The sequence below is a fragment of the Pseudomonas sp. No.21 genome (genome assembly GCF_054558415.1).
The window spans coordinates 605,995-626,923 of sequence record NZ_BAAJNO010000002.1; the positions used below are offsets into that span (position 1 = coordinate 605,995).

Below are 20,929 nucleotides of genomic sequence, written 5' to 3' on the forward strand. Positions count from 1 at the left end.
AGTTGTCTGATTGGTCAGGCTTGGCTGCCAGAGCAAGAAAGGAGCCAGTTTTCTCCGACACCTTCCCCGGGCGCGGGATTATCTGGATAAACCCCGATGTTTCAAGCGGTTGTTTCGTGACCAATGGGTTTTTCCGACTTGCGGGAGGCTTGCCCGTGCACGGTTATGGGCGCGCTTACCTGACCGATCGAACAGTGCTGCATCAACTTGGGGCGGGTGGGATGGGGGCGTGCGCGCAGGTTTTGCGCGCGCAATAAAAAAGCCCCCATCAAGTCCGATGGGGGCCTCGCGCAGCAAGGGTGGCCCAATCCATGGGCCTGGACACGCGAATCAGGATTGCGGGGTGGTCGGTGCCGCCTGGGCGCTGGTGGTGCGCTCGTTCCAGCCGCCGCCGAGGGCCTTGTACAGGTTGACCTCGCTGGTGAGCTGGTTGAGGCGGTCGCTGATCAGTTGCTGGCGCGCGCTGAACAGCTGGCGCTGGGCGTCGAGCAGGGTCAGGTAGCTGTCCACGCCGGTGCGGTAGCGGCGCTCGGCCAGGCGGTAGTAGTCCTCGGAAGTGCGTACCAGGTTGCGCTGGGCGGTGAGCTGCTCCTCGAAGGTGGTGCGGGCGGCGAGGCCGTCGGCGACTTCCTGGAAGGCGGTCTGGATGGCTTTTTCGTACTGCGCCACCTGGATGTCCTTCTGCACCTCGGCGTAGTCGAGGTTGGCCTTGAGGCGGCCGGCAGTGAAGATCGGCAGGTTGATCTGCGGCTGGAACAGCCAGCTGCCGGAGCCCCCGTCGAACAGGCCGGAGAGCTCGGCGCTCTTGGTCCCGGCATTGGCGGTGAGGCTGATGCTGGGGAAGAACGCGGCGCGGGCGGCGCCGATGCTGGCGTTGGCGGCCTTGAGCTGGTGTTCGGCCTGGAGCACGTCCGGGCGGCGCTGCAGCAGTTCGGACGGCAGGCCGGCGGGCACTTCGGCGAGCTGGTCGTCGCCCAGCACCTCGCCTTGCGGGAGGTCGCCAGGCACGCCGTTGCCCAGCAGCAGGGCCAGGGCGTTGCGGTCCTGGGCCACCAGGCGGCTGTACTGCGCAAGGGTGACCTGGGCGCTTTCCACGGCGGTGCGCGCCTGGCTCAGGGCCAGGGCATCGGCGACGCCGACGTCGAAGCTGCGCTGGGTGAGGGCGAGGCTTTCCTGGTAGGTCTTCAGGGTGTCGCGGGTCAGCTTGAGCAGCGACTGGTCGGCCTGAAGGGTCAGGTAGGCGTTGGCGACGCTGGCCACCAGGCTGATCTGTGTGCTGCGGCGGGCTTCCTCGCTGGCGAAGTATTGCTCCAGGGTCTGCTCGTTGAGGCTGCGCAGGCGGCCGAAGAAGTCGATCTCCCAGGCGCTGACGCCCACGGTGGCCGCGTACTGGCCGCTGGTGGTGGCGCGGCCGCTGCTGGAGAGGTCCGCCGGCAGGCGCTGGCGGGTGCCGCTGCCATCGGCCGAGACGCTGGGGAACAGCTCGGAGCGCTGGATGCGGTACTGCGCGCGGTAGGCGTCGATGTTCAACGCGGCCACGCGCAGGTCGCGGTTGTTGGCCAGGGCGGTCTCCACCAGGCGTTGCAGCGCCGGGTCCTTGAAGAACTCGCGCCAGCCGAGGTCGGGCGCGGCCACCTCGGTCTGGGTCGCGCCGTTGGCGGTGTAGGCCTCGCCCTGGGGCCAGGCGCCGTCCACCGGCGCCTCGGGGCGCTGGTAGTCGGGGATCAGCGAGCAGCCACCGAGCAGGACGCTGGCGATGGCGAGGGTCAGCAGGGACTGCCTCATTCGGCGGCCTCCTTGGTCAGTTCGTCTTTGCTGCGCTTGTCCTTGAACAGCGAGCAGACCAGTACGTAGAACAGCGGGACCCAGAAGATCGCCAGTACCGTCGCGGTGAGCATGCCGCCGATCACGCCGGTGCCGATGGCGTGCTGGCTGCCCGAGCCGGCGCCGCTGGAGATGGCCATGGGGACCACGCCGAGGATGAACGCCAGCGAGGTCATGATGATCGGGCGCAGGCGCATGCGGCAGGCTTCCACGGCGGCGTCGAACAGGCTCTTGCCCTGTTCGTGCAGCTCCTTGGCGAACTCGACGATGAGGATGGCGTTCTTCGCCGAGAGGCCGATGGTGGTGAGCAGGCCCACCTGGAAGAACACGTCGTTGGAGAGCCCGCGCATGCTGGTGAACAGCAGTGCCCCGAGGATGCCCAGGGGCACCACCAGCATCACCGAGAAGGGGATCGACCAGCTCTCGTACAGCGCCGCCAGGCAGAGGAACACCACCAGCAGCGACAGCGCGTAGAGCGCGGGCGCCTGGGCACCGGAGAGGCGCTCCTCGTAGGACAGGCCGGTCCAGGAGTAGCCGACGCCGGCCGGCAGTTGCTTGATGATCTCCTCGACCGCCGCCATGGCTTCGCCCGAGCTGTGGCCGGGCGCCGCTTCACCGAGGATCTCGATGGCCGGCACGCCGTTGTAGCGGGCCAGTTTCGGCGCGCCGTAGACCCACTCGCCGGAGGCGAAGGCGCTGAACGGCACCATCTCGCCCTGGTCGTTGCGCACGTACCACTTGCCGAGGTCGTCGGGGTTCATCCGCGCCTCCGGTACGCCTTGCAGGTAGACCTTCTTCACCCGGCCACGGTCGATGAAGTCGTTGACGTAGCTGGCACCCCAGGCGATGGACACGGTGTTGTTGATGTCCGCCAGGGAGACGCCGTGGGCACGGGCCTTCTCGTCATCGATCTGCAGCTGGTACTGCGGTTCGTCGTACAGGCCGTTGGCGCGCACGCGGGCCAGCACCGGGTTCTTGTTGGCCAGTTCGAGGAACTTGTCCCGGGCGGCGTTGAGCTGTTCGTGGCCGACGCCGGCGCGGTCCTGGAGGAAGAAGTTGAAGCCGGTGGCGTTACCCAGCTCCAGCACCGCCGGCGGGGCGAAGGCGAAGACCATCGCGTCGCGGAAGCTGAAGAAGTGCTGCTGGGCGCGCTGGGCCAGGGAGAACACGCTGTGCTCGGCGCCGGGACGCTCCCCCCAGGGCTTGAGCATGATGAAGGCCATCCCCGAGCTCTGGCCGCGGCCGGCGAAGTTGAAGCCGGTGACGGTGAACACGGATTTGACGGTGTCCTTCTCGGCGTCGAGCAGGTATTCGCGCATCTGGTCGACCACCACCTGGGTGCGTTCGGCACTGGCGCCGGCCGGGGTCTGCACCTGGGCGAAGAGCACGCCCTGGTCTTCCTCGGGGAGGAAGGCGGTGGGGATGCGGGTGAACAGCCAGGCCATGATCGCGACGATCACCAGGTACATGAGGATGTACGGCGCCTTGCGCTTGAGGATGGCGCGCACGCCGCGCTCGTAGCCGTTCACGCTGCGATCGAAGGTGCGGTTGAACCAGCCGAAGAAGCCGCGCTTGGGGGCGTGGTGGCCCTTGGCGATGGGCTTGAGCATGGTGGCGCAGAGGGCCGGGGTGAACACCAGGGCCACCAGCACCGAGAGCGCCATGGCGGAGACGATGGTGATGGAGAACTGGCGGTAGATCACGCCCTTGGAGCCGCCGAAGAAGGCCATCGGCAGGAACACCGCCGAGAGCACCAGGGCGATGCCCACCAGCGCGCCCTGGATCTGGCCCATGGACTTGCGGGTGGCTTCCAGCGGCGAGAGGCCTTCCTCGGCCATCACCCGCTCGACGTTCTCCACCACGACGATGGCATCGTCCACCAGCAGGCCGATGGCCAGGACCATGGCGAACATGGTCAGGGTGTTGATGGTGAAGCCGAACATCGCCAGCACGCCGAAGGTGCCCAGCAGCACCACCGGCACCGCGAGGGTGGGGATGATGGTGGCGCGGAAGTTCTGCAGGAACAGGAACATCACCAGGAACACCAGGACGATGGCCTCGCCCAGGGTGTGCACCACGCCTTCGATGGAGGCCGAGACCACCGGGGTGGTGTCGTAGGGGAAGACCACCTCCATGCCGGCGGGGAAGAAGGGCTTCAACTGGTCGATGGTTTCGCGGATGGCCTTGGCGGTGTCCAGCGCGTTGGCGCCGGTGGCCAGCTTGATCGCCAGGCCCGAGGCGGGCTTGCCGTTGAACTGGGCGCTGATGGCGTAGTTCTCGCCGCCGAGCTCGATGCGGGCGACGTCACGCAGGCGCACCTGGGAGCCGTCGCGGTTGACCTTGAGCAGGATGGCGCCGAACTGCTCGGGGGTCTGCAGGCGGGTCTTGCCGATGATGGTGGCGTTGAGCTGGGTGCCGGGGGAGGCGGGCAGGCCGCCGAGCTGGCCGGAGGAGACCTGCACGTTCTGCGCCTGGATGGCGCTCTTCACGTCGACCGGGGTCAGCTGGTAGTTGTTCAGCCGTGCCGGGTCGAGCCAGATGCGCATGGCGTACTGCGAGCCGAACACCTGGAAGTCACCCACGCCCTTGGTGCGCGAGATCGGGTCCTGCATGTTGGAGACGATGTAGTTGGACAGGTCGTTCTTGTCCATGGAACCGTCCGTCGACACCACGCCGATCACCAGCAGGAAGTTCTTCACGGCCTTGGTGACGCGGATGCCCTGTTGCTGTACTTCCTGCGGCAGCAGCGGGGTCGCCAGCTGCAGCTTGTTCTGCACCTGCACCTGGGCGATGTCGGGGTTGGTGCCCTGCTCGAAGGTGGCGGTGATGGTCATGCTGCCGTCGGAGTTGCTTTCCGAGGAGATGTAGCGCAGGCCGTCGATGCCGTTGAGCTGTTGCTCGATCACCTGCACCACGGTGTCCTGCACCGTCTGCGCGGAGGCGCCGGGGTAGCTGACCTGGATGCCGACGGCGGGCGCGGCGATGCTCGGGTACTGGTTGATCGGGAGTTTGAGGATGGCCAGGCCGCCCGCGAGCATGATCACCAGCGCGATCACCCAGGCGAAGATCGGCCGGTCGATGAAGAACTTCGACATGAAGGTCGCTCCTTATTGGCTTTTCGCCAGGTCGGGGTCCACCGACTTCGATTCGGCGACGTTGGTCGCGGGGGCGGTCTTCACTTCGGCGCCGGGGCGGACGAACTGCAGGCCTTCGGTGATCAGCTTGTCACCCGGGTTGAGGCCCTTGGTCACCAGCCAGCGGTCGCCGACGGTGCGGTCCGCCTCCAGCTGGCGCAGCTCCACCTTGTTCTCGGCGTTGACCACCAGCGCGGTGGCCTGGCCCTTGAGGTCGCGGGTCACGCCCTGTTGCGGCGCGAGGATGGCCTGCTGCTTGACCCCGGAGCTCAGCTGCGCGTGCACGAACATGCCCGGCAGCAGGTCATGGTCGGGGTTGGGGAACACCGCGCGCAGGGTCACCGAACCGGTGCCTTCGTCCACCGAGACTTCGGAGAACTCCAGGGTGCCTTCGTGCGCGTACTCGCTGCCGTCCTCGAGCGTCAGCTTGACCTTGGCGGCGTTGTCGCCGGCCTTCTGCAGCTGGCCGCTCTCCAGGTCGCGGCGCAGGCGCAGCAGGTCCTTGGTCGGCTGGGTGACGTCGACGTAGATCGGATCGAGCTGCTGGATGGTCGCCATGGCGGCGGCCTGGCCGTTGTTCACCAGGGCGCCCTCGGTGACCGAGGAGCGGCCGATGCGCCCGGAAATGGGGGCCAGCACCTTGGTGTAGCGCAGGTCGATGCGCGCCTTCTCCAGCGCGGCTTCGGCCGACAGGCGCGACGCCTGGGCCTCGTCGTAGGCCTGGCGGCTGACGGCCTGGTCGGTCACCAGGTCCTTGTAGCGGTCGGCCAGGGAACGGCTGGAGGCGAGGGTGGCCTCGGCGCTCTTGAAGGTCGCCTGATAGACGGACGGGTCGATCTGATACAGCTGCTGGCCGGCCTTCACCTCGGTGCCTTCCTTGAACAGGCGCTTCTGGATGATGCCGTCGACCTGGGGCCGTACCTCGGCGATGCGGAACGCGGTGGTGCGGCCCGGCAGCTCGGTGGTCAGGGTGTAGGGCTGTGCTTGCAGGGTGACGATCCCCACCTGAGGTGTCTGCGCGGGCGGGGGCGCGGAGGCCTCCTTGCAGCCGGCGAGTGTGAGCGTAGCCAGAGCGACGGCGGAAACCATAGCTGCGAAGGCTGGCTTCTTCTGCATCTGAAAAGACCTCGTTCGATACGTTTGCCCGGGCGGGCGATACCCATGCAGGGAGCGTGGGTGGATTGTTTAGTCTGCTAACGAATATACTTACGTACGTGAACGTTTGTAAACGATTCTTCTCTACTCTCTGTCAGATAATGTGTCGATGGGGAGGCGATTCCTTACTCCTTCCACTGCCCCCCAGAGTCCGCCCCGGCATGGCCAGACGAACCAAAGAAGAAGCCGAAGCGACCCGCATCCAGATCCTCGATGCCGCCGAGCGCGTGTTCTACGACAAGGGGGTGTCGCGCACCTCCCTGGCCGATATCGCCAGCAAGGCGGGGGTATCCCGCGGGGCGATCTACTGGCACTTCCAGAACAAGGTCGATGTCTTCCAGGCCATGCACGAGCGCCTGCGCACGCCGCTCGAGGAACTGGCGCGGGCCAGCGAGAGCGAGGACGAGCCCGACCCCCTGGGCCGCATGCGCCAGCTCCTGGTACGGCTGCTCAAGCGCGTGGAGCTGGACCCGCGCAGCCGTCGCATCAGCGAAATACTCCAGCACAAATGCGAGTTCACCGATGAGCTGGGCGACCTGCGGCAGAAAATGCAGGGCTTCAGCCAGGAATGTGACCAGCGCATTGCCCGAGCCCTGGCCAATGCCGTGGCCAAGGGGCAACTGCCCGAAGGCCTGGATTGCACCCGCGCCGCGGTGACCCTGCATGCCTATATCGACGGACTCCAGGCTCACTGGTTGCTGGTGCCGGGGCGTTTTCCCCTGGCCGAACAGGCCGAGCAACTGGTCGATGCCCTGCTGGATATGCTGAAGAGCAGTACGGCACTGCGTAGCTGAATGCGCTGTCAGACGCCGTGCTAGCGGCTTTCCGGGCTCGGGAAGCCCGTCCCAAATATGAGTGGATTTGTGCTAGGCCCGGGCACCGGCCAGGCGCGCCTGGATGAAATCGAGAAAGCACTGGATGCGCAGGGCCAGCTGCGAGTTGCGGTAGTACACCGCGTGGATCGGCTGGCGGTAGTCGCTCATGTGTTCGGCCAGCACCACTACCAGGCGGCCCTCGGCCAGGTCCTGGTCGGTCATGAAGCTGGCCAGGCAGGTGATGCCCTGGCCGGCCAGGGCCAGCTGGCGCAGGGTCTCGCCGCTGGAGGCGCGCAGGTTCGGCTGCACCGATAGCTGCGTTCCGCAGGCGTGACGCACCGGCCACTGGTTGAGGCTTTCCGGCTGGGTGAACCCGAGCAGGCTGTGGGCCTTGAGCGCCTCCACACTGTCGGGCGCGCCGTGGCGCGCCAGGTACTCCGGGCTCGCCACCAGGTGCAGTCGGCTGGCACCCAGAGGCCGCGCATGCAGGGTCGAATCGCTCAGCGGGCCGATGCGGATGGCGAGGTCCGTGCGGTGCTCCAGCAGGTCGATGATCTGGTCGTTGGTGTTCAGCTCCAGCTGGATGTCCGGATACAGCGCACGGAAGTCACCGATATGCGGCACCACCGCATGCAGCATGAAGGGCGAGGCGGCGTTGATGCGCAGCCGCCCGGCGGGCTTCTGCTGGCGCAGGGCCAGGCGCTCTTCCAGGGCCTCCATCTGCTGGAGGATCTCCTTGGCGTTGTCGAAGAAGAAGCGGCCTTCCTCGGTCAGCTCCATGCGCCGCGTGGTGCGGTTCAGCAGCGTGGTGGCGAGCTTCTCCTCCAGCCGCGACAGCGTGCGGCTCACCGCCGAGGGCGTGAGGCCCAACTGCTCGGCCGCCGCGCTGATGGAGCCGCATTCGACGACGCTGACGAAGTGCTGGAGTTCATCGGAGGTGGCTTTCATGACGGCCTCAATTCGTGATCGGCAGGCAAGGCTGGGGGCGGATATCGCTGTTTCCGGCACGCAATTGTATGCCGGCCTTGCCTGGCAGGGTGGCGAGGTTTGAAGGGGGAGGGCGTTCCTTAAATAGAACGCTAGAGGCAATTTTCGCAGTCTGGCGGATCAAGGGTGCCAAATTTAATCTTTCCTCCATGCAGTCAGCCACTGCAACGAAGCAGAGAACACCCACGCCGAACCGGCACCCATTATCGAAAAGCGAGGAACGCACCATGACCCACTTCACCTACAACCGTCTCGATAAAGACAACGCCGTCGTCCTGCTGGTCGACCACCAGGCTGGCCTGCTGTCCCTGGTCCGCGACATCGAGCCGGACAAGTTCAAGAACAACGTCCTGGCCCTGGCCGACCTCGCCAAGTTCTTCAAGCTGCCGACCATCCTCACCACCAGCTTCGAAACCGGCCCCAACGGCCCGCTGGTGCCGGAACTGAAGGCGCTGTTCCCGGACGCGCCCTACATCGCCCGCCCCGGCCAGATCAACGCCTGGGACAACGAGGACTTCGTCAGGGCGATCAAGGCCACCGGCAAGAAGCAGCTGATCATCGCCGGCGTGGTGACCGAGGTCTGCGTGGCCTTCCCGGCCCTCTCCGCCCTGGAGGAAGGCTTCGAAGTGTTCGTGGTGACCGACGCCTCCGGCACCTTCAACGAAATCACCCGCGATGCGGCGTGGAACCGCATGAGCCAGGCCGGTGCGCAGCTGATGAACTGGTTCGGCGTGGCCTGCGAGCTGCACCGCGACTGGCGCAACGACGTGGAAGGCCTGGCTGCCCTGTGCTCCAACCATATCCCGGACTACCGCAACCTGATGACCAGCTACGCGGCGCTGACCGGCAACAAGTGATGGGCTGAAGCTGGGCCTGGAATGAAAAGCGGGAGCCTTTTGGGGGGCTCCCGCTTTTTTATGTTGGGGGTTCACGCTTGGTGCGCAGAGGATCGTAGGTTGGTGCTGAGCTTGCGAAGCCCAACGTCCAGAGGTTGAGGCCGCTCCGTTGGACCTCGCTACGCTCGGCGCCAACCTACCTGTTTGCCGCCTGGTTCGCTTCAGGTGAGCTCAGGTCGGGACTCTTCACTGATTCACACATGGACAGGTGAGTGGAGGCATTTCAAGCTTTCCACCTGTGCTCCTTAGTCGAGAGTTCTTCGTATGAAACCCAAGCTCCATGGCGCTGTTCACGAGATCGTGCTGGACATCATCCATGCATCGCATACGGGCGACAGGCGGGCTGAGTGGGAAGCTCATCAAAGGCTCGAAAGCCTGTGTGAACTCAGTGAGAAGGACGGGGATGAACATCCTTTTCAATGGGAAACCCTAGGTGACTTCACCCCAGATCGAACGAAAGCAATCGGATTCTATAAGCGTGCGCTGTGCAAGGCTCAGGCTGCAGGGCTGGATGAGTACATATCGTCAATCTGCCTGGCAATGGCCGAGGCCCATCTGGAGCAGGGTGATACATCCAAGGCCTTGGCGTTTGCGATTCAGGCTAACGATGCAGCACGGGGCTCTTCTGATCTGGAGCTCCGAAGAAGTATCAGCGAACTGTTGTTGACGCTATCGAGTACCAGATGACTCGAGGTCCTCATGCAGACCTGCTGGCTGGTTCGTCGGGTCTTTGAAGAGCTTGATTAACTCGTTGTGCCCCAGCAATTCAGCCAGTTGCATAGGCGTATAGCCATCCGAGTCGGGGATGATTTCGGCACCCATGGCCAGAAGCAACACGATAGCCTCGGGCCTCTCTTGCTCGACGGCACAATGCAGCGGCGTCAAACCGGCTTCTCCCTTGGCGTTGATATCGGCGCCGGCTTCGATGAGCGTCTTTATCGCTTCGCAGTCGCCCCAATTGGCGACGATGTGCAGAGGCGTATCGCCGTAGCCATTTCTGTCGTGGACGGAGGCAATGGGGTGCTCGAACCAGTCAGGTACGGTTCTCACTTCATCGAATATCTGTTCAACGCTTCTCGTCATTGGTCATCTCCGACATTGTTTTTCGGGTTCCTACCGAGCTGTTTGAGCAGAGGCTGAATCTCCCGCAGGAGCGCGAAAGGCTCCGCACCGAGGCTCTGCACGACCAGCAGGAACTCGACCACATCGAGCCGCCTTTCACCGCGTTCATATTTGGATACGTAGGACTGAGGGCGCAGCAGCTTCTCTGACAGCTGCTGTTGGGTCATACCCGACTCATTGCGCGTTGCGATGAGCAATTCGAGCAGGCGTTGGTAGGGCGGGGAGTTGATGGTTTTCATGGGGGGTCACCGGAACGAGGGCCGGTGGTCTGAATAAACCTATTTCAGGTTTATCCCAAAATGGGTTATTTTCTAGGCTGGAAGTACTGCTGCAGAGATATGGCCATGTTAGAGAGGTGCTGCCATGAACGATTCCGATCTGCTTTCACTGACCCCTCAACAACGTCGCCTTCGCGAACTGCGCGAGCGGTTGGAGTCGAGGTTGCATACGGTTCAGGTGATCGCCGAGATCATCCTGGATAACGCTGCGTTTCGGGAAGGCTTCCCCGGGCCCTGGTTCGGCGAGTACCGGGAGGGGGCGCTGATGGAGGCGGTGGTGCAACTGTCGCGTAGCAATCTCGAAGATTTTTCGCGGTTCCTGGAGATGCAGGGGGCACAGGAGGAGTGAAGGAGAGGGCCAGAGAGAGGCTCGCTGAAATACCAGCACGAGCTGCACCAGGCGCTTTCGCCTATGTACCCGGGCATGGCGCTGCCTTCTTTGCTGCCAGGGAACTCTCCGAAGCCATCCTCGCGCTCTCGCCCTGGCACGTCCTCTGTGTTGTCCTCTACTCGGTAAAAATCGGAGGTGCATCACGTGCAACTGCATGAAGGTGTCTGCCGGACGGGCGATGTGGTGTCGATCAACCTTCTCGATGGGAAGCTGGTTACACAGGTGATGCGGCTGTTGCTGACCCAGGGAATCGAGGTCGAGGTGCTGGAGGTGCGGGGCGATTCGGTGAGGCTGGCGGTGAGAGCGCCAAGCGGGATGCTGATTGTGGAGGAGTTGGGCTTTCCTTCGTAGCCGTGCCTTCTTGCTGCCGCTGTTGGTGGCTTTTCGACACCCAAAGAAAAAGCCCCTGGAGATCTCGCGATCTTCAGGGGCTTTGCGTTTGGTGGAGCCGGGGGGATTTGAACCCGTTTTAGCTCGGGGCCTTTGCTGGTCATCGCCTGCCAATGTCAGTTAATCCGGGCCTCCCAAGGCAAGCGATCTGGACTCTGCTGGTCATTGGCGGTCTGTGGTTTCGACGTTTTTTCGACAGTCTCTTACCCTTGCTAACGTGCAGGGAGTGCCACTGCACCATCTGTTCCGTTGATTGATGTAATGCCATCGTAATGGCACCATGCTCGTAGGCAAAGCACTGCTCAAAGGAACTGATTTGGCTACCCTAGTTGACGCGCTTGATTGGCTACCCAGGCATTACGGCGACCTGGATGCCGCTGCTGAGCACAGAGTCCCCTCTAAGTACTACTCGCCTGGATTTATCGCTGCGTTCGCTGCTTATTTGACGCTCAAAGGTGTTCCTAGAGAGTCTCTTGTCTTTGAGAATCCGCAACATGAGGGGTATTTCTCAGCGCTGGGGCTGGGAAAGGCTGTCTGGGGGGTTGACGACTATCAGTACCAACGCCGAAATGCTGGCGTGAATTATGCGATGCTCACCTGCCTAGCCTCTCAGGATGATGTCGACCAAGCGACTGCTCAGATCAACGGTTGCTTGAGGGACTATGCTTCGAATGGACCCGCCAACTACAGCCTGAGCCCGGCGTTCAAGGAGCTGACGCATGTTGTTGGAGAAATGCATGACAACGTGTGGTCTCATGGACTGAACATGGGATTTTCTGTCGCCCAGAAGCAGAAACTCTCGGGCAAACGTGATGACCACATCATTGAGTTTTCTCTCGCGGACTGCGGAATGGGGTTTCTAGCCGAGCTCACTACCTCTCGTATCGCTAGGATTCACCAGATTCGGACGCACAGAGAGGCGCTTCAGTGGTGTTTGCAGGAGGGAAACTCATCTAAGCTTGCCGAGGCAGAGGATGAGTGGGCTCAGGCGGTGCCAGATGACTTTGTCGGGAGGGCGCCCTTCACCGCTGCTCGGATCGCCGTCGGTCGAAATGGTAACCACCACCAGGGGTTGGGTCTTGCCAAGCTTGTAGAGCTAGCTAAATCCTATGCTGGTGTGCTGAATATTGCTTCGGGCGATTGCCTGATGGTCATGAGTCAGGGGCGAGAACCTCGCTTCCGAACCTTGACCCACCCATGGAAAGGGGTAGCGATTTCTCTTTCCATTAAGGAATCTTGCCTCATGGCCGCTAAAGCTGATGAGGCGGAAGATGTAAATGACATTATGAATCTTCTCAGGGGGTAATGATGGAAACATTTGCCTTAGGGCACAGTGACCTAGCTTCCCGGAATCTCGCCTCGAAGGAACGGAGCGCGCTGTACCATAAATTGAAAGACCATGGACAAGTCGTTATTGACTTGACTGGGGTTGAGTCAATATCCGAATCCTTCGCAGACGAACTTTTCGGCGTTCTAGTGTTGGAAAAAGGCTTTGATTTCGTTATCAAACACATCAAAATAATTAACGCTGCTGATGATGTCTTGCGGTCTATTGCTGTTGCAATGAAGCGTCGCCGTGGAGTCATTGCTGCTTAATTATTTTTTAAATAAAAGGAGGCTTAGGCCTCCTTTTTTATTATCCAGATTTTGGCTGTTTAGGTGTTATGGAAAAAATTCTTCGGCATGTTCCAGTATCTATCTCTGCAATAGCAAGCTTTCTACTATTTTGCTTGTTGTGCTGGAGTGTATTCTTTAAAGGTCAGGAGCTTGGGTTTTTAGAAAACTCAGCGCCAGCTTGGATTCAGGCTGTAGGTAGCATTCTTGCAATTATAGCCGCTGCTTGGATTGCTCAGCGTCAAAGTAATCACGCAAGAGAGCTTGAAGACTATAAGCAAGCTAAATTAGAGAGGCAAAAGCTTCAAGTTGTTATGGCACTTATGGCTCGCTCTCATGGATTGGCTGAGGATATTTGTAGGGCCTATGAGTCTCAGAGCCAAAGTGATATTGATCAGATCTCGCCGCCGCTTATGGAAGATACTCATCATGCTCTAATGGCTTTGCCTGTTTTTGATATACCCGAGTGGCAGCTTTCTTTAGATGTGTTGATAGTTAGTCGCTCCCTTGCGTCTCTCAAAGAGCAGGTTCTAGCACTTGAGAGTGCTGACTCACACGAGGAGTTAAAAAATAGGTTGGAGAATCTTAATGGACAAGCTGTAGAAGTGAGAAATATAGCTCTCGATTCAGTAAAAATTTGCAAAAACAAAATCAAAGAGCGAGATAAGTTTTTAGGCTTATAAGATATTGTTTTTGTGTCTTCTACTCTTTGTGTGTCTTCAAGTGGAGTGAGTGGAGCGAGTCAATGGATTTTGAAGAAAATTCTCTTAAGTTAATTATAGGTATTGCTGCAGCTATCACCGGCTGGTTGCTTGCGCAAGTGACGAGTCTTATGAAGGACTGGTTACGGGCAAGAAAAATTAAGTCTATGCTGCTCAATGAGTTAGCTGATATAGATGTAGAGGTCGATCGGTTGCTCATTTCTCTTTCTAGAGATTTGCAGATTTATGGTGCCAAAGGTATTGATAACTCGGTCAGTACTGGTGTCTCTAACTTTGTTTTTTCTAATTATTATAAGGACGCTCTTCTATATTTGAATCAGCATCAAAGGGTCTCATACCAACTTATTCATTTGCTGGTCAGAAACCTCAATGAGGGGCTCGATGAGATTAGAGACATTCTTACGGCGGTTCATAAGGCGCATCAGCGAGGAGAGTTGGCCTCTAGCACCGTTCCCTGGTTAGAGGAGTGGGGGGACAGAGTAAGAGCGGAGTACAAAAACGCTGCCTCTCTTAGGTGGCATGTTCTTTTTCATCTGGATAACGCCAAGTTGCCTGATTTGTCTCTTATGACTCAGGTGCATGAATCATATCTAAAATATCTTTCTGAAATCGATGATAAGGTTGATGCTTTGATTGAGGAAGGTAGGAATATTGATTTGGTGGAGTTTGAGAAAATCTACCACCCTGGTATGTTCCGCATGGGGCAATGAATTGGTTGATTGTTCTTGGTATTGGTTTGGCTTTGGATTTTTGAGAAGGCGGCTGGGGCCATTACGTCTTCGCTTTCCGCAAAGCTACGCATCAACCGGTCACTGAGTTCTTGGCTCATCGGTTGATGATGAAGTCTGTGATAGCCGTGCCTGCGGAATCTATCGCGTCATTTTTGGTTGGGTCTTGGGGCTCGGCTGCGCTGATCGTTGTCAGTGCCAAAAGAGCAAACCCTAGTGAAGTGGTGGGAAATTTCATTGGCAGAATCCTTTCTGCTGCTTCGTAGGCAGGTTGACATAAATTGGCGTTGATCGCGTGATCCGTCAATTTAGCTTTGGTATGACCTCGGTTACTGCGTTGCTCCCTCGGCTCCTCATCTGAGTTCCTGTGCGTTCTGTGGTAGCTCGGCGCTCTAGATTCTTCAGAAACGTCTGAAGCCGCCTAATTGCTCTCGCGCCGAAACCATCCGATGTGGTTTTCTCACTTCGTCAAAAATGTGAGGTACATCACATGCAATCCCATGAAGGCGTCTGCCGCCCAGGCGACGTAGTGTCGATCAACATTCTCGATGGGGAGCCGGATGAGCGGGTGATGCGGCTGCTCCTGACTCAGGGGATCGAGGTCGAGGTGCTGGAGGTGCGGGAAGGGGCTGTGAAGCTGGCGGTGAGGGCGCCGGGTGGGATGCTCATCGTGGAGGAGCTGGCGTTTCCTCCGTAATCACTTCTTCTTCGAGCTGTTGCTGCGGGCGGGCTCGCCGGGAGAACCAGCGAGCCGCTGCTTTGGCCGTGACTTCTATACCGCGTCTGGTTTGGCCAAGTTGGAATGCGCTTCGTCGTATTCGGGGCTCGTCTGCCCGACCTCTGGCATCACTTCCCCTGTCGTTAGCCACCAGCGGTAGGCCGGGTAAACCTTCCCAAGAATTTCTATCTCGTCTGCGCCTACTCGGGCCTTTCCTCTCCGAATGCTTGTCCACCTGTCGTAGTTGGTTTCACCAGCTCGAGTGAGGGTGTTCAGGTTCGTTAGCTCAATTAATAGGCGCGCTCTATCTGAGATGCTCATTTGATTCACTTAAATCATCGCATGGAATATTGCCTGGACATAGTCCATGTGCAATAGTCGGTACATATTACTGGACATAGTCCAGATGATATTCCCGCAAAGTCCAACATAGTGCAGCAAAGGCCAAGGATGTGGAAGGAATCAACCTAACGCCCAGCGTTACTAGCTCTCCCTATTTCTCGACGGCTCACCCCAACCCCTCACTCGCCGCACTTCTGTGCCGCCTGCTCAAGGTCATCCGCTACGCCTCGCCCCGCGATGCCCTTTCTGCCGTGGTGAGGTTCCGCCAACTGCTGTTGCTGTTCCGCGTCGCCGGCCGCCTCGATGCCGCGCAAGCCTCCCGCCTCACCGCGCTTGTGGATAACGCCCTGTACCTGGGCACCCGCGAAGCGCTCCACCGGGCCCGGGCCAATGTTCTGGCCCGCCATCAATCTCCCTCTGTGAAGGATCGCTAGGTCATGGATCGTGAATTCTTTCTGACCCCTCCGCCCCTGATGCCGTGGCGCCAGTTCGCCAACTGGATCCGCATGGGCGACGAACACGACGTGGTGTGGGGCTGGATTCGCAACGGCTACGTGCCGTCCCACAAGGTCGGCAAGTACGTGATGGTCAACGTCGCGCTGCTGACTCAGCAGATGCTGGAAAAGGAGGGCGACCTGTGAATTTCTCCATGGCTGTGCGGTACCTGTTCGTCCGCCTCTGTTCGCTGCGCACCTGCGAATCGCGCTACCGCTCGCAGGCTTCCGCATCCATTGAAGGCTTCATTACGGCGCTGTTCTTCGCTGATGTCCTCACGCAAGAGCAGTACGCGGCGCTTGATGATCTGGCCAACTCGGCCTTCATCCACTCTGGCCAGCCCTATCCGTCGGCCTCCAATGCCGGCCCTGTCATGACGCCTGGGGTCGCCTATGAGCGCTCCCGGGCAAAGTCTCCGGCACAGGTGAAAGCCCATGAACAGCCCCAGTCACTACCTGCGCCTTCCACATCCCCCGGACTGCGCCTGCTCTGTCTGCTGGTCCCGTCGCGCACCGGCCGCCGTCGCAGCCTCCCGGTCCACGTCCTGCGACCAATGCCGCCCCGCGCAGATATCCAGGGTCGCTGGGCGATGGGTCTGCCGGCCGGCCTCGTTCTGCGAGAAACACAGGCCCGCCCGCCGCGCCCCGAAGTATTGGTACGTTGTCTACGACAGCGGGCCGCCCACGCCTTTCGTGCCAGTACACGAGCCGTTCGAGGACTGAGCCATGGCTACTGACGCTCTGGTCTTCCTCGCCCTCTGGCTGCTGTTCATCGTGCCCTGCCTGTTCAGCATCTACCTCCTGGCCCCCGCCGCCCGCGCCTGGCTCCACCCGGTCCAGGGCCGCCGCACCGGCTTGTCCGAACACGCTTCACCGTTCGGCCAAACGGAGCGCCGGGCGCAGCGCACCCTTGACCGAGCGCCCCCCTGAAACAGCCTCAGCCGGTGAGCAGGGAGACGCTCCACCCTCCCTGCTCCCGAGCCCTCGGCGGCAAGAGCGGGATGACAAGGGCAGCGCCCTTGGTGTCGACCAACCAACCGGCCACGCATAGGCCCCAATTCACGCCCCGGTAGACCGACAACGCACACGAGCGAAAACGAAAGTTCGCCCGTGTGGGATCGCTCGGCCTGCTGAAAGGCAAACCGCGCATACAGCGCACTCAAGAGAGGTAACTCAAATGGCACGTTCAACCATGGAAGTCACGTTCCTGGGCACTCAGAAAACCGAGATGGAGGGGGCCAAGTACGTGAAGGTCTTCTACGGCGATGAACCGGACGGCAAGACCGAGCACGGGCTTTCCATCATCGGCATGGCGGCAGCCGACGACTACGCCGATGAGGTGTTTGCAGCCGGCGCTCACTTCCAGCCGATGGAGATGGTCCGCATCACCTTCGACGTGGATCGCGGCGGCCAGAACAAGGGCAAGAACCTCGCCCTGCACATCGAGTCCGCCAAGCCTCGCCAGGCGCCGTCTTCGGGTGGCAACCGCACTCAGCCCCAGGCCCAACCGACCACCCCGGCCGCGGCTGACAAGAGCACCCCGGCCGCCGATCCGGCCAAGTCCTGACCGGGTAGGGGAGGGTATAGCCAATGGTCCGCTACCTGTTGATCGCCGCGCTCGCTGGAGTCGGTGGCTACGCCTGGGGCCTGGCTGATGGCCTCGCCACGATCGAGCAACTGGCTCCGGTGGTCCTGGGCCAGATGCACCCCTACTGAGGACACACACATGTCTGTCGTCGCCGTGCAGGTCTGCACCAAGTGGCACAACGGACTGCTGGGCACGTACTGCATCCAGCAGGAGTGGCGACAGGCGTACCTGATTCCCCCGGAGGCTGCCGGCTATGTCGACATCCTCGTGTCGGGGGGATTTTCCCCGGAAGCATTCGGCGTCGGTTTCGCCGGGACTCTCGGGGTTTTCCTGACCGGTCTGGCCGTGGGCTGGATCGCGTCGGTCCTTCGTAAAGCAAAGTGAGGCATCACATGAAAAACCTGTACCGCAATACCTGCATCGCCCTGTCCGTTTCCGCTTTCGCCGCCATGCCGGCCTTCGCGGACTCGATCATCGACACCGCTGCCATCAAGGCATCCATGGACGCGGCCAAGTCCGACGCCGGCACCGTGGCCAGCTACGTCGCCATCGCGCTGTCCGTCCTGGCCTGCGCGGGCGTGGTCTTCGGCATGCTCCGCAAGGCCTAAGCCGGTGATCTGGTCCCTCTTCCTCGGAACCCTCGTCGCGGGCGCCTTCATCACGGGCTACCGCACAGGCGAGTTTTTCTAGGCCACTGAGAACCGCCCGGCTGCTGGGAAAGGGCCGGGCTTTTGTTTGTGTGGAGACGTGGCAATGCCGTTAAATCTCGCCCGCCTCATGGTGCTGGCCGCTCTGGCACTGCTCGTCCCGCTGAGCGCTCACGCCAATTACATCTGGAGCCTCAGTGGGATTGATGCTCCGAGCGCCTCCCCCAACCCGATGACCGCCTGCAAGTTGGCACTCACCGGTAACTCGTCTGGTACTTCAGACTTTCGGCGTGGCTTCACCCTGCACGGACCTATTGAAGAGAGCGCCAGGAGCGTCCAATGCAGTTATCAAGAGCTCTACTGGGGCAACTGGATCGACCGATTCATCCTGCTTACCCGCCACGGTGAGCGCTGCGATCCTGGCACGCTCTACGACCCCAACACCGGCCAATGCATAGTCCCCGACAAAGACTGCAAAGCTGAAACCAGCGACATCCTCACTAGAGGTAGCATCGCCGGCGTCGTCGTTTCCAATGGCCGTACCTACTCGCTGTCCCAGGCCCCTTCCAGCGCCTGCGTCGACAGTTGTGGCTACGCCTCCAAGGATGATGGTCGGCCGCGCTACACCAGCTGCTATTTCGTTGGTGGCTCGAAGGTCGACAGTTTCTGCAACTACATCCTCACCGGCACCGGCGAGCCGTGCTCCGGCTGGGACTGGGATCAGCCCGAAACCGGCGACCCGTTGAACCCTGTCGATACCCCCGACACCCCTCCATCTGACCCCAACGATCCTGGCTGCCCCAAAGGTTGGTCCTGGTCCGGCACCACCTGCGTCAAGACACCCACTGACGGCGAAGGGGGCGGTGACAAGGATGGCGAAAAAGACGACACACAACCTGGCGGCGGCAGTGGGGGTGGGGGTGGCGACAAGGACCCTGGTGGTGACGGCCAGGACGGCGGCACCGATGGCGATAACGACAAGGACAAAGACCCCGGCACCGGAACCGGTGGCGGCAAAGACCCAAACAAGGGCAGCAGCCTCAAGCCCCCCAAGACCGGCAGCTTCGACAACGCCAACAAAGAATGGGACGCCAAGGCCGAACAGGCTCGCAAGGCGTTCAACGACAAGCTCAAGCAGCAGATGAACAGCTTCAAGGGCGTCTTCGACGTCAACCTCGGCCAGGGCGCCGGCTCTCTCCCCTGCGACCGCTTCACCGTCCTGGGCCAGACCCTGAGCCTCTGCCTCACCGACTACGCCACCGAACTGGCTTACCTGCGCCAGATCCTCCTGCTCGTGGCCAGCGTCATCGCCGCCACCATCGTCCTGAGGGATTGACCATGGAAACCATCATCGGCTTCTTCGACCAGATACTCGGCTTCTTCCAGGCCGCCTGGGACTTTCTCGCTCAAGGGGTCTACGACTACTTCAAGGACGCCCTGTTGGTCGCCACCAAGGCCGCCATCTACAGCTACTTCTCTGCGCTCACCCTGTGCATGGAAATCGCCTTCGTCGCCGCCCGGGAAATCATCCAGAGCCTGGGCCTGTCCTCGGCCGTCCGCTCCGCGTTCTCCGCACTGCCCCCGCAGATCAGCAGCGCCCTCGCATTCTTCGGCATCCCCCAGGCTATCAACATCCTCTTCTCCGCCCTCAGCACCCGCTTCGTCATGCGGTTCGTGCCCTTCATTGGACGCTGACCATGTCGATCAAAATCCACCACGGCCCCAATGGCTCCTACAAGACTTCAGGTGCCCTGCAGGACGACGCCATCCCAGCTCTCAAAGAGGGGCGCGTCATCATCACCAACATCCGTGGCTTCACCCTGGAGCGCGCCTACACCGTCTTCCCCGAGCTGCCCAACACCAGCGAAATCATCAACCTCTCGCTCGAATCACTCCCCGACCTCGAGCGCATGCGCACCTGGTTCCAATGGGCACCGCGGGGCGCTTTCATCATCTTTGACGAAACCCAGCTGGTGTTTCCCAAGTCCTGGCGCGACAGCGACCTCAAACGCTTCGACTTCCCCGGTGGCCCTGAAGCTGCCGCCGAAGCGGACCGTCCCATGGGCTGGCTCGACGCCTGGACGCGGCACCGCCACTTCAACTGGGACATCGTCCTCACCACCCCCAACATCGCCTACATCCGCGACGACATCCGCATGACCTGCGAGATGGCCTACCGGCATTCCAACCTCGCCGTCATCGGCATCCCCGGCCGCTACAAAGAGGCCCAGCACGACGCCCAGATCAACCGTCCGCCCATGGACGGCACCGTCATCGAATACAAACGGATCAGGAAGCAGACCTTCACCCTCTACGACTCCACCGCCACAGGTACGCACCATGACACCAAAGCCGGCAAGAGCCTCCTCCGGTCGCCTAAGTTACTGGTACTACTGGCATTTATTGCCGCTTGCCTTAGCTTTTCGGCATGGATGGGCCCTGTCACGTTCGGCGTTGCTTCGCCTGATGAAACGGCCGCTGAACCTGCTCAGAGGGGCGATCCGAATTACCCTCAAGACACTGGGCAGCCTGGCGCTGTGGTTGCTGCGGCGGGTGATCCTCCGGTTAGCCTCCTTCCTGGCCTGCCTGTGGGCCTTCAGCCAGGTGGCCCGCCTGTTCAGCTAACGCACCCCTTCAGCGATCGCACCATCTCGATCATCGGCACGCTGTACATGCCCACCAAGGGCGTCATCTACCTCTTCCAGATGACTGACTCCGAGGGGCGCGTCATGGAGCTCAACTCCTGGCAGCTCATGGCCAGCGGATACCGCTTCAAACCCCAGGGCGAATGCGTAGTGCGGGTCACCTATGAGGGCTGGGAGTCCCGCTTTACCTGCCTGGGCCAGCCCCGCAACAACGCCCCCACAGTCCCTGTGCTTGCCACGTCACCGCCACCCCCAACCGACCCCTACGCAGCCCCAGGGACTGTGCGGGTCACGGTGGTCAACGACTCAAGCCGCGCTACGAGGACGCTGCAATGACCGCATGCGGTCCCGCTCTTCCACGCTGCGCGTGCGGCCTGGAGGGAGCGCAAGGCACGAGCGCACGACAGGCCGCACGCGCGGCGCTGACGTCCCTGTAACA

General features: G+C 61.1%; 28 protein-coding genes. 21 read left to right on the forward strand and 7 right to left on the reverse strand.

Features of this window, described 5'->3' with window-relative positions; all coding sequences use genetic code 11:
* Window positions 1–330: 330 nt before the first annotated feature.
* Genes ACYJSS_RS05460 through ACYJSS_RS05470 form a run of 3 tightly spaced genes read right to left on the reverse strand, consistent with a single transcriptional unit; the run spans window position 331 to window position 6,074 of the window.
* Window positions 331–1,785, reverse strand: coding sequence for an AdeC/AdeK/OprM family multidrug efflux complex outer membrane factor (locus ACYJSS_RS05460; protein ID WP_111260202.1), 1,455 nt, complete (start codon window positions 1,783–1,785; stop codon window positions 331–333).
* A complete protein-coding gene (locus ACYJSS_RS05465; RefSeq protein ID WP_459479412.1) occupies window positions 1,782–4,919 on the reverse strand; it encodes an efflux RND transporter permease subunit in 3,138 nt (1,045 codons plus the stop codon). Before ACYJSS_RS05465 ends, ACYJSS_RS05460 begins: the two co-directional genes overlap by 4 nt.
* A 12-nt stretch (window positions 4,920–4,931) precedes the next feature.
* The gene (locus ACYJSS_RS05470; RefSeq protein ID WP_111260200.1) at window positions 4,932–6,074 is read right to left on the reverse strand and encodes an efflux RND transporter periplasmic adaptor subunit; all 1,143 of its coding nucleotides are present in this window, start codon (window positions 6,072–6,074) and stop codon (window positions 4,932–4,934) included.
* A gap of 200 nt (window positions 6,075–6,274) precedes the next feature.
* On the opposite strand from ACYJSS_RS05470, the gene ACYJSS_RS05475 reads away from it, so the two are divergent.
* Entirely contained in the window at window positions 6,275–6,907 is a 633-nt protein-coding gene (locus tag ACYJSS_RS05475) for a TetR family transcriptional regulator (RefSeq protein ID WP_111260199.1), read from the forward strand.
* Between the two features lie 72 nt (window positions 6,908–6,979).
* Here the strand turns inward: ACYJSS_RS05475 and ACYJSS_RS05480 are convergent, their stop codons facing one another.
* Window positions 6,980–7,876 (reverse strand): LysR family transcriptional regulator, encoded by an 897-nt coding sequence (locus ACYJSS_RS05480; RefSeq protein WP_111260198.1) that lies wholly within the window; start codon window positions 7,874–7,876, stop codon window positions 6,980–6,982.
* Window positions 7,877–8,142: 266 nt separating this feature from the next.
* Between ACYJSS_RS05480 and ycaC the strand changes: the two genes are divergently transcribed.
* Window positions 8,143–8,772 carry an isochorismate family cysteine hydrolase YcaC gene (gene ycaC / locus ACYJSS_RS05485; RefSeq protein ID WP_111260197.1) on the forward strand — a complete coding sequence of 210 codons (630 nt, stop codon included), beginning with the start codon at window positions 8,143–8,145 and terminating at the stop codon, window positions 8,770–8,772.
* A gap of 303 nt (window positions 8,773–9,075) precedes the next feature.
* Window positions 9,076–9,498: a hypothetical protein gene (locus ACYJSS_RS05490; protein ID WP_111260196.1), complete on the forward strand. Its 423-nt coding sequence runs from the start codon at window positions 9,076–9,078 to the stop codon at window positions 9,496–9,498.
* Here the strand turns inward: ACYJSS_RS05490 and ACYJSS_RS05495 are convergent.
* Entirely contained in the window at window positions 9,481–9,894 is a 414-nt protein-coding gene (locus ACYJSS_RS05495; protein ID WP_111260195.1) for an ankyrin repeat domain-containing protein, read from the reverse strand. The genes ACYJSS_RS05490 and ACYJSS_RS05495 overlap by 18 nt on opposite strands.
* The gene (locus tag ACYJSS_RS05500) at window positions 9,891–10,172 is read right to left on the reverse strand and encodes a helix-turn-helix domain-containing protein (RefSeq protein ID WP_111260194.1); all 282 of its coding nucleotides are present in this window, start codon (window positions 10,170–10,172) and stop codon (window positions 9,891–9,893) included. The genes ACYJSS_RS05495 and ACYJSS_RS05500 overlap by 4 nt, the downstream gene beginning before the upstream one ends.
* A 124-nt stretch (window positions 10,173–10,296) precedes the next feature.
* Between ACYJSS_RS05500 and ACYJSS_RS05505 the strand changes: the two genes are divergently transcribed.
* The 6 genes from ACYJSS_RS05505 (at window position 10,297) to ACYJSS_RS05530 (ending at window position 14,038) form a co-directional block, all read left to right on the forward strand.
* Entirely contained in the window at window positions 10,297–10,560 is a 264-nt protein-coding gene (locus ACYJSS_RS05505; RefSeq protein WP_111260193.1) for a hypothetical protein, read from the forward strand.
* A gap of 186 nt (window positions 10,561–10,746) precedes the next feature.
* Entirely contained in the window at window positions 10,747–10,953 is a 207-nt protein-coding gene (locus ACYJSS_RS05510) for a carbon storage regulator (protein ID WP_146602991.1), read from the forward strand.
* Window positions 10,954–11,272: 319 nt separating this feature from the next.
* Window positions 11,273–12,298 (forward strand): hypothetical protein, encoded by a 1,026-nt coding sequence (locus tag ACYJSS_RS05515; RefSeq protein ID WP_236206608.1) that lies wholly within the window; start codon window positions 11,273–11,275, stop codon window positions 12,296–12,298.
* Between the two features lie 2 nt (window positions 12,299–12,300).
* The gene (locus tag ACYJSS_RS05520; protein WP_236206609.1) at window positions 12,301–12,588 is read left to right on the forward strand and encodes an STAS-like domain-containing protein; all 288 of its coding nucleotides are present in this window, start codon (window positions 12,301–12,303) and stop codon (window positions 12,586–12,588) included.
* Window positions 12,589–12,656: 68 nt separating this feature from the next.
* On the forward strand, window positions 12,657–13,289 hold the full coding sequence (locus ACYJSS_RS05525; protein ID WP_236206610.1) for a hypothetical protein: 633 nt from the start codon (window positions 12,657–12,659) through the stop codon (window positions 13,287–13,289).
* Between the two features lie 62 nt (window positions 13,290–13,351).
* On the forward strand, window positions 13,352–14,038 hold the full coding sequence (locus ACYJSS_RS05530; protein ID WP_236206611.1) for a hypothetical protein: 687 nt from the start codon (window positions 13,352–13,354) through the stop codon (window positions 14,036–14,038).
* A 115-nt stretch (window positions 14,039–14,153) separates the two neighbouring features.
* Here the strand turns inward: ACYJSS_RS05530 and ACYJSS_RS05535 are convergent, their stop codons facing one another.
* Window positions 14,154–14,294, reverse strand: coding sequence for a hypothetical protein (locus tag ACYJSS_RS05535; protein WP_236206612.1), 141 nt, complete (start codon window positions 14,292–14,294; stop codon window positions 14,154–14,156).
* A gap of 252 nt (window positions 14,295–14,546) precedes the next feature.
* On the opposite strand from ACYJSS_RS05535, the gene ACYJSS_RS05540 reads away from it, so the two are divergent.
* From ACYJSS_RS05540 to ACYJSS_RS05595, 12 genes are all read left to right on the forward strand, one after another.
* A complete protein-coding gene (locus ACYJSS_RS05540) occupies window positions 14,547–14,753 on the forward strand; it encodes a carbon storage regulator (RefSeq protein WP_236206613.1) in 207 nt (68 codons plus the stop codon).
* 473 nt (window positions 14,754–15,226) lie between these two features.
* Window positions 15,227–15,550, forward strand: coding sequence for a hypothetical protein (locus ACYJSS_RS05545; protein WP_236206614.1), 324 nt, complete (start codon window positions 15,227–15,229; stop codon window positions 15,548–15,550).
* Between the two features lie 3 nt (window positions 15,551–15,553).
* Entirely contained in the window at window positions 15,554–15,757 is a 204-nt protein-coding gene (locus tag ACYJSS_RS05550; protein ID WP_236206615.1) for a DNA-binding protein, read from the forward strand.
* Window positions 15,758–16,045: 288 nt separating this feature from the next.
* The gene (gene pflM / locus ACYJSS_RS05555; protein WP_236206616.1) at window positions 16,046–16,333 is read left to right on the forward strand and encodes a lysogeny maintenance protein PflM; all 288 of its coding nucleotides are present in this window, start codon (window positions 16,046–16,048) and stop codon (window positions 16,331–16,333) included.
* A gap of 3 nt (window positions 16,334–16,336) precedes the next feature.
* Window positions 16,337–16,540 carry a hypothetical protein gene (locus ACYJSS_RS05560; protein WP_236206617.1) on the forward strand — a complete coding sequence of 68 codons (204 nt, stop codon included), beginning with the start codon at window positions 16,337–16,339 and terminating at the stop codon, window positions 16,538–16,540.
* A 247-nt stretch (window positions 16,541–16,787) separates the two neighbouring features.
* Window positions 16,788–17,177, forward strand: a complete 390-nt coding sequence (locus tag ACYJSS_RS05565; protein ID WP_236206618.1) for a hypothetical protein — start codon at window positions 16,788–16,790, stop codon at window positions 17,175–17,177.
* Window positions 17,178–17,200: 23 nt separating this feature from the next.
* Window positions 17,201–17,326 carry a hypothetical protein gene (locus ACYJSS_RS05570; RefSeq protein WP_275672250.1) on the forward strand — a complete coding sequence of 42 codons (126 nt, stop codon included), beginning with the start codon at window positions 17,201–17,203 and terminating at the stop codon, window positions 17,324–17,326.
* A gap of 10 nt (window positions 17,327–17,336) precedes the next feature.
* Window positions 17,337–17,582, forward strand: a complete 246-nt coding sequence (locus ACYJSS_RS05575; protein WP_236206619.1) for a hypothetical protein — start codon at window positions 17,337–17,339, stop codon at window positions 17,580–17,582.
* An 8-nt stretch (window positions 17,583–17,590) separates the two neighbouring features.
* Window positions 17,591–17,806 (forward strand): FAM162A family protein, encoded by a 216-nt coding sequence (locus ACYJSS_RS05580; RefSeq protein ID WP_236206620.1) that lies wholly within the window; start codon window positions 17,591–17,593, stop codon window positions 17,804–17,806.
* 145 nt (window positions 17,807–17,951) lie between these two features.
* Window positions 17,952–19,181: an attachment protein gene (locus tag ACYJSS_RS05585; RefSeq protein WP_236206621.1), complete on the forward strand. Its 1,230-nt coding sequence runs from the start codon at window positions 17,952–17,954 to the stop codon at window positions 19,179–19,181.
* A gap of 2 nt (window positions 19,182–19,183) precedes the next feature.
* Window positions 19,184–19,540, forward strand: a complete 357-nt coding sequence (locus ACYJSS_RS05590) for a DUF2523 family protein (protein WP_236206622.1) — start codon at window positions 19,184–19,186, stop codon at window positions 19,538–19,540.
* Between the two features lie 2 nt (window positions 19,541–19,542).
* Window positions 19,543–20,826 carry a zonular occludens toxin domain-containing protein gene (locus ACYJSS_RS05595; RefSeq protein ID WP_236206623.1) on the forward strand — a complete coding sequence of 428 codons (1,284 nt, stop codon included), beginning with the start codon at window positions 19,543–19,545 and terminating at the stop codon, window positions 20,824–20,826.
* The last annotated feature ends 103 nt before the right edge of the window (window positions 20,827–20,929 follow it).

Bases quoted from the DNA above. Each gene is read 5' to 3' on its own strand.
- ACYJSS_RS05480 (WP_111260198.1), bottom strand. From the start codon at position 7,876: ATGAAAGCCACCTCCGATGAACTCCAGCACTTCGTCAGCGTCGTCGAA.
- ACYJSS_RS05460 (WP_111260202.1), bottom strand. From the start codon at position 1,785: ATGAGGCAGTCCCTGCTGACCCTCGCCATCGCCAGCGTCCTGCTCGGT.
- ACYJSS_RS05470 (WP_111260200.1), bottom strand. From the start codon at position 6,074: ATGCAGAAGAAGCCAGCCTTCGCAGCTATGGTTTCCGCCGTCGCTCTG.
- ACYJSS_RS05570 (WP_275672250.1), top strand. From the start codon at position 17,201: ATGGTCCGCTACCTGTTGATCGCCGCGCTCGCTGGAGTCGGTGGCTAC.
- ycaC (WP_111260197.1), top strand. From the start codon at position 8,143: ATGACCCACTTCACCTACAACCGTCTCGATAAAGACAACGCCGTCGTC.
- ACYJSS_RS05580 (WP_236206620.1), top strand. From the start codon at position 17,591: ATGAAAAACCTGTACCGCAATACCTGCATCGCCCTGTCCGTTTCCGCT.
- ACYJSS_RS05585 (WP_236206621.1), top strand. From the start codon at position 17,952: ATGCCGTTAAATCTCGCCCGCCTCATGGTGCTGGCCGCTCTGGCACTG.
- ACYJSS_RS05550 (WP_236206615.1), top strand. From the start codon at position 15,554: ATGGATCGTGAATTCTTTCTGACCCCTCCGCCCCTGATGCCGTGGCGC.
- ACYJSS_RS05500 (WP_111260194.1), bottom strand. From the start codon at position 10,172: ATGAAAACCATCAACTCCCCGCCCTACCAACGCCTGCTCGAATTGCTC.
- ACYJSS_RS05540 (WP_236206613.1), top strand. From the start codon at position 14,547: ATGCAATCCCATGAAGGCGTCTGCCGCCCAGGCGACGTAGTGTCGATC.
- ACYJSS_RS05525 (WP_236206610.1), top strand. From the start codon at position 12,657: ATGGAAAAAATTCTTCGGCATGTTCCAGTATCTATCTCTGCAATAGCA.
- ACYJSS_RS05520 (WP_236206609.1), top strand. From the start codon at position 12,301: ATGGAAACATTTGCCTTAGGGCACAGTGACCTAGCTTCCCGGAATCTC.
- ACYJSS_RS05475 (WP_111260199.1), top strand. From the start codon at position 6,275: ATGGCCAGACGAACCAAAGAAGAAGCCGAAGCGACCCGCATCCAGATC.
- ACYJSS_RS05590 (WP_236206622.1), top strand. From the start codon at position 19,184: ATGGAAACCATCATCGGCTTCTTCGACCAGATACTCGGCTTCTTCCAG.
- pflM (WP_236206616.1), top strand. From the start codon at position 16,046: ATGAACAGCCCCAGTCACTACCTGCGCCTTCCACATCCCCCGGACTGC.
- ACYJSS_RS05535 (WP_236206612.1), bottom strand. From the start codon at position 14,294: ATGAAATTTCCCACCACTTCACTAGGGTTTGCTCTTTTGGCACTGACA.
- ACYJSS_RS05490 (WP_111260196.1), top strand. From the start codon at position 9,076: ATGAAACCCAAGCTCCATGGCGCTGTTCACGAGATCGTGCTGGACATC.
- ACYJSS_RS05505 (WP_111260193.1), top strand. From the start codon at position 10,297: ATGAACGATTCCGATCTGCTTTCACTGACCCCTCAACAACGTCGCCTT.
- ACYJSS_RS05530 (WP_236206611.1), top strand. From the start codon at position 13,352: ATGGATTTTGAAGAAAATTCTCTTAAGTTAATTATAGGTATTGCTGCA.
- ACYJSS_RS05515 (WP_236206608.1), top strand. From the start codon at position 11,273: ATGCTCGTAGGCAAAGCACTGCTCAAAGGAACTGATTTGGCTACCCTA.
- ACYJSS_RS05560 (WP_236206617.1), top strand. From the start codon at position 16,337: ATGGCTACTGACGCTCTGGTCTTCCTCGCCCTCTGGCTGCTGTTCATC.
- ACYJSS_RS05495 (WP_111260195.1), bottom strand. From the start codon at position 9,894: ATGACGAGAAGCGTTGAACAGATATTCGATGAAGTGAGAACCGTACCT.
- ACYJSS_RS05575 (WP_236206619.1), top strand. From the start codon at position 17,337: ATGTCTGTCGTCGCCGTGCAGGTCTGCACCAAGTGGCACAACGGACTG.
- ACYJSS_RS05565 (WP_236206618.1), top strand. From the start codon at position 16,788: ATGGCACGTTCAACCATGGAAGTCACGTTCCTGGGCACTCAGAAAACC.
- ACYJSS_RS05595 (WP_236206623.1), top strand. From the start codon at position 19,543: ATGTCGATCAAAATCCACCACGGCCCCAATGGCTCCTACAAGACTTCA.
- ACYJSS_RS05465 (WP_459479412.1), bottom strand. From the start codon at position 4,919: ATGTCGAAGTTCTTCATCGACCGGCCGATCTTCGCCTGGGTGATCGCG.